The organism is Streptomyces sp. NPDC059142 (assembly GCF_042755665.1).
In the GTDB taxonomy this organism is placed as follows: Bacteria; Actinomycetota; Actinomycetes; order Streptomycetales; family Streptomycetaceae; genus Streptomyces.
The window spans coordinates 1-5,052 of record NZ_JBHZDA010000188.1 but is presented as its reverse complement, the minus strand read 5'-3'; the positions used below and the strand labels follow the sequence as shown (position 1 = coordinate 5,052).

Here is a 5,052-nt window from a genome sequence, read left to right as displayed (position 1 = left end):
TATTATTACACCCCCCCCCCCCCTAACTAAATACCACACTTCCGGGGGCGGAGTCTCTTTTTTTAAACACGCCCCGGCTGCTGCGCCGCCCCCTAACCGGCGGGGGGGGGGGCCCAAACAACAACACCCCCCCCCCCCCGCTCCATGAACCGCGTCGAACCGTCAGACCTCGACCACCACGGGAAGGATCATCGGGCGCCGGCGGTAGGTGTCGGAGACCCACTTGCCGACCGTGCGGCGGACGAGCTGCTGGATCTGGTGCGGCTCCGCCACGCCGTCCGAGCCCGACCTCGCGATGACCTCTTCCACCTTGGGGAGCACGGCCGAGAAGGCGGCGTCCTCAATGCCCGAGCCTCGGGCGTGGAAGTGCGGGCCGCCGACGACCTTGCCGGTGGTCGAGTCGACCACCACGAAGACCGAGATGATGCCCTCGTCGCCCAGGATGCGGCGGTCCTTGAGGGAGGTCTCCGTCACGTCGCCGACCGAGAGGCCGTCGACATAGACGTAACCGGCCTGGACCTTGCCCACGATTCTGGCCTTGCCGTCGACCAGGTCGACGACGACGCCGTCCTCCGCGATGACGATGTGGTCCTTGGGGACCCCTGTCAGCGCGCCCAGTTCGGCGTTGGCCCGCAGATGGCGCCACTCGCCGTGGACCGGCATCAGGTTCTTGGGCTTGCAGATGTTGTAGAAGTACAACAGCTCGCCGGCCGAGGCGTGGCCCGAGACATGGACCTTCGCGTTGCCCTTGTGGACGACGTTCGCGCCCCAGCGGGTCAGGCCGTTGATCACGCGGTAGACCGCGTTCTCGTTCCCCGGGATCAGGGACGACGCCAGGATCACCGTGTCGCCCTGGACGATCCGGATCTGGTGGTCGCGGTTGGCCATCCGGGAGAGCGCGGCCATCGGCTCGCCCTGGGAGCCCGTGCACACCAGGACCACTTCGTGGTCGGGGAGGTCGTCGAGGGTCTTGACGTCCACGACCAGCCCCGGCGGCACCCTCAGATAGCCCAGGTCACGGGCGATGCCCATGTTGCGGACCATCGAACGGCCGACGAAGGCGACCCTCCGGCCGTATTCGTGCGCGGCGTCGAGGATCTGCTGGATGCGGTGGACGTGGCTGGCGAAGCTCGCCACGATGATCCGCTTCTGGGCGCTCCCGAAGACCTGGCGCAGAACGTTGGAGATGTCCCGCTCCGGCGGGACGAACCCCGGCACCTCGGCGTTGGTGGAGTCCGAGAGCAGCAGGTCGATGCCCTCCTCGCCGAGCTTGGCGAAGGTGGGCAGGTCGGTGAGCCTGCGGTCCAGCGGGAGCTGGTCCATCTTGAAGTCGCCGGTGTGGACGACCATGCCCGCGGGGGTGCGGATGGCGACCGCCAGGGCGTCCGGGATGGAGTGGTTGACCGCGACGAACTCGCAGTCGAACGGGCCGATGCGCTCGCGGTGCCCCTCGGTGACCTCAAGGGTGTACGGGCGGATGCGGTGCTCCTGGAGCTTCGCCTCGATCAGCGCGAGGGTCAGCTTGGAGCCGATCAGCGGGATGTCGGGCTTCAGCCGGAGCAGGTACGGGACGCCACCGATGTGGTCCTCGTGGCCGTGCGTGAGCACGACTCCGTCGATGTCGTCGAGACGGTCCCTGATGGTGCTGAAGTCCGGCAGGATCAGGTCGATGCCGGGCTGCTCCTCCTCGGGGAAGAGGACGCCGCAGTCGACGATGAGCAGACGGCCGTTGTACTCGAAGACCGTCATGTTCCGGCCGATTTCGCCGAGCCCGCCGAGCGGGGTTACGCGCAGGCCGTTCTTGGGCAGCTTCGGCGGGGCGCCGAGCTCAGGATGCGGATGACTCAAAAGACTCTCCTCACCACACGCGCCACGTACCGCTGAGGCACGTGGCGCGCATGACATTCGTGCACTTGCAGTTGTCTGTGTGGACCGACGTGTCGGTCATGGCCAGGACCGTCGGTCGCTGGTCACGATCTTGATCTGTTGTCTTCGTGTATTCAGTTGTGAAGTCTGTGACTAGAGCTGTACCCCGCCCGCGGCCAGATCGATCTTGAGCTGGGCCGTTTCATGGGCCGACAGTTCGACGAGCGGCAGGCGCAGCGGTCCGGCCGGCAGCTTCTGCAGGGTGAGGGCGGCCTTGGTGGTGATCACGCCCTGGGTGCGGAACATGCCGGTGAAGACCGGGAGCAGCTTCTGGTGGATCTCCGTCGCCTTCTGGACGTCACCGGTGAGGTGGGCGTCGATCAGGGCGCACAGCTCCGGGGTGACCACATGGCCGACGACGGAGACGAATCCGACCGCGCCGACGGAGAGGAGCGGCAGGTTGAGCATGTCGTCGCCGGAGTACCAGGCCAGGCCGGTCTGGGCGATGGCCCAGCTCGCGCGGCCGAGGTCGCCCTTGGCGTCCTTGTTGGCCACGATCCGCGGGTGCTGCGCCAGCCGGACGATCGTCTCGGTGTCGATGGGGACACCGCTGCGGCCGGGGATGTCGTAGAGCATCACCGGCAGGCCGGTTGCGTCGGCGATGGCGGTGAAGTGCCGCAGGAGTCCTTCCTGCGGCGGCTTGTTGTAGTACGGGGTCACGGCGAGGAGGCCGTGCGCTCCGGCACGTTCGGCCGCGCGGGCCAGCTCCAGGCTGTGCCGGGTGTCGTTGGTACCGACGCCGGCGACGATGTGGGCCCGGTCTCCTACGGCCTCCAGTACGGCCCGTACGAGCTGGTCTTTCTCCGCATCACTGGTGGTCGGCGACTCACCGGTGGTGCCGTTCAGGACCAGGCCGTCGTTGCCTGCGTCCACCAGATGGACGGCGAGCCGCTGGGCACCGTCGAGGTCGAGTGCGCCGTCAGCCGTGAAAGGCGTGACCATGGCGGTGAGGACCCGCCCGAAGGGGGTCTGCGGAGTGGAGATCGGAGCCATGGGTAACACGCTACTCGCTGCTCAGCTCGTCGTGTCCCCTTGGGGGACGGGACAAGAGGAGCCCGGCACTGCCTGCTCGGGGGTTCAGGCAGTGCCGGGTCCGTTCGATCAGCGTAGATGAACTCCCCGAAACGCCGCAATACGGACACTTCACTCCACCGACCGTACATCTGTGCCCCGGACGGGTCGCCGACGGGTGCCGGGCGGCTGTCCCGCGACCCGGGACGAGCCCCCGGTGCCCAGTCCGCCCTAGGGCTGTGCCCGGTTACGGAGCGACGCGGCCGTTCAGGTTGAACGCCGCGTGGGTGAGCGGCATGAGCGTCGCCCAGTGCTCCTCCATCCGCTCACCGACCATCTCGATCTCCCGCTGCGGGAAGGACGGCACCTTCGCCTGCTCGTGCTGGGTGCGCAGCCCGAGGAAGTGCATCAGCGAGCGAGCGTTGCATGTGGCATACATCGAGGAGAAGAGGCCGACCGGCAGCGCGGCGCGGGCCACCTCGCGGGCGACGCCCGCCGCCAGCATCTCCTGGTACGCCTCGTACGCCTGGACGTACGAGTTCTCCAGCGTGCGCCGCGTGAGGGTCTGCTGGGCCTCGGTCCCCGCGACGAACTCGTACTTGCCGGGGCGGCCCTGCTGGACGAGCTTGCGGTCGTCCCCCGGGACGTAGAAGACCGGCTGGAGCTCGCGGTAGCGGCCGGATTCCTCGTTGTACGACCAGCCGACGCGGTGCCGCATGAACTCGCGGAAGACGAAGATCGGGGCGCTGACGAAGAAGGTCATGGAGTTGTGCTCGAACGGGCTGCCGTGGCGGTCCCGCATGAGGAAGTTGATGAGGCCCTTCGAACGCTCGGGGTCCTTCGACAGCTCTTCGAGGGAGTTCTCACCTGCGGTGGAGACGCGCGCGGCCCACAGCACGTCGGAGTCGCCTGCGGCGTGCTTCACCAGCTCCACGGTGACATCGCTGCGGAAGCTCGGTTTGGTCTCGGCGGGGGTGTCGCTCACCGGCGGGGTCCTTCCATTCGCGTCGCTCGGGCGGCGCCCACTCTACGGCCCGGCACTGACAGTGACGGACGGCGCCGGCCACGGTCGGTGTTCCTCGGCCAATCCGGGGAATTCGGGCACCGAATGGCGCTGTTGTTCGTCCTAGGAAGTAGCAATCGACACAGCAGCGGCGTTACGCACCACGACCGCACAAGACGCAAGGAGGAGTCCCTCCATGTTCCGCCGGCGAGAGGCCGTCCCGTTCACATTCGTCGCCGAGGCCGACCGCTTCCGCAGTAATGTCACTCCCCCGCCCAGACAGCGCGCCAGCACCTCGCAGCTCATGGGCCGTACGCTGATCGCACTCACCATCGCGGCCGGTTTCACCGGTGCGCTGCTCCTCGGAATGCCGGCGCTCGGCACGGAGCAGTCGTCCGGCCACAGTCAGCAGTCGGAAGCATCACAGGGCCGCTGACACATCCGGCCCCCCTGGGGTGGTCCGGGCGGGGGCCTGATCGATAACCTCACCGGGCACAGCAATCGAGCGTGCTTGTGAGTGAGGATCAGTCGTGCCCCTGCCCTTCCTGACGGCCGACCGGGCGTTTGACGCGACCACCGACGATGTCGCACTGCCCTTCGACGATCATGATCATTGGCGGCGTCCGTACCGCCCGGGCCCTTGGCGGGTGGTGGCCTCCGCGCTGCTCCTGCTGCTGGCCTCGTTCGTTCTGCTCGCCGCGATGATCACCGCCTTCGCCGGCGAGATGTCCGGGGCGATGTTCTGCCTGGGCGTCGCGGCCGTCGGCATCGCCATCGCGCTGCGCATGCTCCGGATCGGCGCGTGGGTGAGCCGCCACGGGGTACGGCGCGTGAGCCTGCTCCGTACGACGACCCTGTCGTGGAACCAGGCGACGGCCGTCCGTACGGTCCAGCAGCCGGTGCGCTGGCTGGGGCTGCCCCGCACGGTGCAGGGGCAGGCACTGGTCGCCGTACGCCGTCAGGGTGAACCTCTGGCGCTGCTCACCGACCACAACGCGGACTTCCTGTCCCGTACGGAGGCGTTCGACCGGGCGGCCGACACGGTCGAGGCGTGGGGCGACGAGTACCGCGGCGCCTGAGCGAGGACGACGAAGGGCGGGGCCCGGCCATGG

Annotated in this window: 5 protein-coding genes; 2 read left to right on the top strand and 3 right to left on the bottom strand. The window is 68.2% G+C overall.

Annotated features, from left to right (window positions below):
- Window positions 1–162 precede the first annotated feature (162 nt).
- The 3 genes from ACFXPK_RS32480 to thyX all read right to left on the bottom strand — a co-directional run bounded on the left by ACFXPK_RS32480 (window position 163) and on the right by thyX (window position 3,922).
- Window positions 163–1,848 (bottom strand): ribonuclease J, encoded by a 1,686-nt coding sequence (locus ACFXPK_RS32480; protein WP_385080742.1) that lies wholly within the window; start codon window positions 1,846–1,848, stop codon window positions 163–165.
- A gap of 171 nt (window positions 1,849–2,019) precedes the next feature.
- On the bottom strand, window positions 2,020–2,919 hold the full coding sequence (dapA, locus tag ACFXPK_RS32475; RefSeq protein ID WP_385006298.1) for a 4-hydroxy-tetrahydrodipicolinate synthase: 900 nt from the start codon (window positions 2,917–2,919) through the stop codon (window positions 2,020–2,022).
- 265 nt (window positions 2,920–3,184) lie between these two features.
- Window positions 3,185–3,922, bottom strand: a complete 738-nt coding sequence (gene thyX, locus ACFXPK_RS32470) for an FAD-dependent thymidylate synthase (RefSeq protein ID WP_385006296.1) — start codon at window positions 3,920–3,922, stop codon at window positions 3,185–3,187.
- A 214-nt stretch (window positions 3,923–4,136) separates the two neighbouring features.
- Between thyX and ACFXPK_RS32465 the strand changes: the two genes are divergently transcribed.
- Complete coding sequence (locus tag ACFXPK_RS32465) at window positions 4,137–4,376, top strand: hypothetical protein (RefSeq protein WP_385006294.1); 240 nt, start codon at window positions 4,137–4,139, stop codon at window positions 4,374–4,376.
- A 94-nt stretch (window positions 4,377–4,470) separates the two neighbouring features.
- Window positions 4,471–5,019 (top strand): hypothetical protein, encoded by a 549-nt coding sequence (locus ACFXPK_RS32460; RefSeq protein ID WP_385006292.1) that lies wholly within the window; start codon window positions 4,471–4,473, stop codon window positions 5,017–5,019.
- The last annotated feature ends 33 nt before the right edge of the window (window positions 5,020–5,052 follow it).